The organism is Amycolatopsis sp. MJM2582, from assembly GCF_000754115.1.
In the GTDB taxonomy this organism is placed as follows: Bacteria; Actinomycetota; Actinomycetes; order Mycobacteriales; family Pseudonocardiaceae; genus Amycolatopsis; species Amycolatopsis japonica.
In genome coordinates, this window is the sequence record NZ_JPLW01000013.1 from 1,598 (window position 1) to 5,032 (window position 3,435).

The 3,435-nt window shown below is 55.5% G+C and carries 2 rRNA genes; both read left to right on the forward strand.

The annotated features are described in order from the left end of the window. The first annotated feature begins 100 nt into the window (after positions 1 to 100). Positions 101 to 3,237: ribosomal RNA gene (locus tag ED92_RS41235) — 23S ribosomal RNA — on the forward strand. A gap of 82 nt (positions 3,238 to 3,319) precedes the next feature. Next, a 5S ribosomal RNA gene (gene rrf, locus ED92_RS41240) occupies positions 3,320 to 3,435 on the forward strand; the annotation flags it as partial.

Here is a 3,435-nt window from a genome sequence, read left to right on the forward strand (position 1 = left end):
CTGTTGGGTCCTGAGGCAACACGCCGAGGGGCTTACGCCCTGGGACGTTTGTTTCTGGTGTGGTGTTTGAGAACTGTAGAGTGGATGCGAGCATCTTTGTGGTCAAGTTGTTAAGGGCACATGGTGGATGTCTTGGCTTCAGGAGCCGATGAAGGACGTGGGAGGCTGCGATATGCCTCGGGGAGCTGTCAACCGAGCTGTGATCCGAGGATTTCCGAATGGGGAAACCCAGCACCAGTTATGTGGTGTTACCCGCATCTGAATATATAGGGTGTGTGGAGGGAACGCGGGGAAGTGAAACATCTCAGTACCCGTAGGAAGAGAAAACAACCGTGATTCCGTGAGTAGTGGCGAGCGAAAGCGGAAGAGGCTAAACCTTGCACATGTCAAGCTGTCAGGCGTTGTGTGTGTGGTGTTGTGGGACCCGCCTTGAGAATTCTGACAGGTTCTCGGGTTGATGTGCTGGTTAGTGGAACGCCTTGGGATGGGCGACCGGAGTGGGTGAGAGTCCCGTACGCGAAAACCAGTTTCTGAGACCTTGGTGGTGTTCCCGAGTAGCAGCGAGCTCGTGGAATTTGCTGTGAATCTGCCGGGACCACCCGGTAAGCCTAAATACTTCCTGAAGACCGATAGCGGACTAGTACCGTGAGGGAAAGATGAAAAGTACCCCGGGAGGGGAGTGAAAGAGTACCTGAAACCGTGTGCCTACAAGCCGTCAGAGCCCGAGCACATCTTTGTGATGTTGAGGTGATGGCGTGCCTTTTGAAGAATGAGCCTGCGAGTTAGTGCTGCGTGGCGAGGTTAACCCGTGTGGGGTAGCCGTAGCGAAAGCGAGTCTGAATAGGGCGATTGAGTCGCGTGGTCTAGACCCGAAGCGGAGTGATCTACCCATGGCCAGGCTGAAGCGTCGGTAAGACGACGTGGAGGGCCGAACCCACTTAGGTTGAAAACTGAGGGGATGAGCTGTGGGTAGGGGTGAAAGGCCAATCAAACTCCGTGATAGCTGGTTCTCCCCGAAATGCATTTAGGTGCAGCGTCACATGTTTCTCCACGGGGGTAGAGCTACTGGATGGTCTAGGGGCCTTACCGGGTTACCGAAATCAACCAAACTCCGAATACCGTGGTGTGAGAGTGTGGCAGTGAGACGGCGGGGGATAAGCTTCGTCGTCGAGAGGGAAACAGCCCAGAACACCAGCTAAGGCCCCTAAGTGTGTGCTCAGTGGGAAAGGATGTGGGATTGCCCAGACAACCAGGAGGTTGGCTTAGAAGCAGCCACCCTTGAAAGAGTGCGTAATAGCTCACTGGTCAAGTGGTCCTGCGCCGACAATGTAGCGGGGCTTAAGCACACCGCCGAAGCTGTGTCATTCACACATGTAGATCGGCATTCTCCTTGCGGGAGTGTCTAGTCGTGTGGATGGGTAGGGGAGCGTCCTGCATCCAGGGAAGCGGCGGCGGAAGCCAGTCGTGGAGGGTGTGGGAGTGAGAATGCAGGCATGAGTAGCGAATGCAGAGTGAGAAACTCTGCCGCCGGATGACCAAGGGTTCCTGGGCCAGGCTAATCCGCCCAGGGTAAGTCGGGACCTAAGGCGAGGCCGACAGGCGTAGTCGATGGATAACGGGTTGATATTCCCGTACCCGAGCACGTGCGCCCAGGATGAGGCGGTTGATACTAACCACCCAAAGCCAGTTACCGAAGTCTTCGGATGGAGGTTTCTGTGTGGAGCGTGGGATCTGATTCCGTAGTAGTCGAGTGATGGGGTGACGCAGGAAGGTAGCTCCGCCAGTGAGTGGTAGTACTGGTGTAAGCGTGTAGACCGAATGGTAGGCAAATCCGCCATTCATATAGGTTGAGACGTGATGCGTAGCCGATTGAGGTGAAGTAGAGTGATCCTATGCTGCCGAGAAAAGCCTCTAGCGAGTGCGTGCACGGCCCGTACCCCAAACCAACACAGGTGGTCAGGTAGAGAATACTAAGGCGATCGGGTGAACTGTGGTTAAGGAACTCGGCAAAATGCCCCCGTAACTTCGGGAGAAGGGGGGCCAAACACTCTGAAGTCCCTTGCGGACTAGGGGTGGGTGGCCGCAGAGACCAGCGGAAAGCGACTGTTTACTAAAAACACAGGTCCATGCGAAGTCGCAAGACGATGTATATGGACTGACGCCTGCCCGGTGCTGGAACGTTAAGAGGACCGGTTAACCCCTTTGGGGGTGAAGCTGAGAATTTAAGCGCCAGTAAACGGCGGTGGTAACTATAACCATCCTAAGGTAGCGAAATTCCTTGTCGGGTAAGTTCCGACCTGCACGAATGGCGTAACGACTTTCCGGCTGTCTCAACCACAGGCCCGGCGAAATTGCACTACGAGTAAAGATGCTCGTTACGCGCGGCAGGACGGAAAGACCCCGGGACCTTTACTATAGTTTGGTATTGGTTTTCGGTTCGGCTTGTGTAGGATAGGTGGGAGACTGTGAAGCCGGCACGCTAGTGTTGGTGGAGTCGTTGTTGAAATACCACTCTGGTCGGATTGGGAATCTGAACCTCGGACCATGATCTGGTTCAGGGACAGTGCCTGATGGGTAGTTTAACTGGGGCGGTTGCCTCCTAAAGAGTAACGGAGGCGCCCAAAGGTTCCCTCAGCCTGGTTGGCAATCAGGTGTTGAGTGCAAGTGCACAAGGGAGCTTGACTGTGAGACAGACATGTCGAGCAGGGACGAAAGTCGGGACTAGTGATCCGGCACCACCTGGTGGAAGGGGTGTCGCTCAACGGATAAAAGGTACCCCGGGGATAACAGGCTGATCTTGCCCAAGAGTCCATATCGACGGCATGGTTTGGCACCTCGATGTCGGCTCGTCGCATCCTGGGGCCGGAGTAGGTCCCAAGGGTTGGGCTGTTCGCCCATTAAAGCGGCACGCGAGCTGGGTTTAGAACGTCGTGAGACAGTTCGGTCCCTATCCGCCGCGCGCGTAGGATACTTGAGGAAGGCTGTCCCTAGTACGAGAGGACCGGGACGGACGAACCTCTGGTATGCCAGTTGTCACGCCAGTGGCATGGCTGGTTGGCCACGTTCGGAAGGGATAACCGCTGAAGGCATCTAAGCGGGAAGCCTGTTCCAAGATGAGGTATCCCACCCCTTGTGGGTTAAGGCCCCCAACAGACCATTGGGTTGATAGGCCAGAAATGGAAGCACAGTAATGTGTTGTCGAGTTGACTGGTACTAATAGGCCGAGGACTTGCCCACAAAGATGTTACGCATCCACTCTACAGCTCTGAAACACCACACAACCACCAGCAAGATCGGTGGAGAGTGTGTTTCATAGTGTTTCGGTGGTTATAGCGTCAGGGAAACGCCCGGTCCCATTCCGAACCCGGAAGCTAAGCCTGACAGCGCCGATGGTACTGCAACCGAAGGGTTGTGGGAGAGTAGGACACCGCCGGA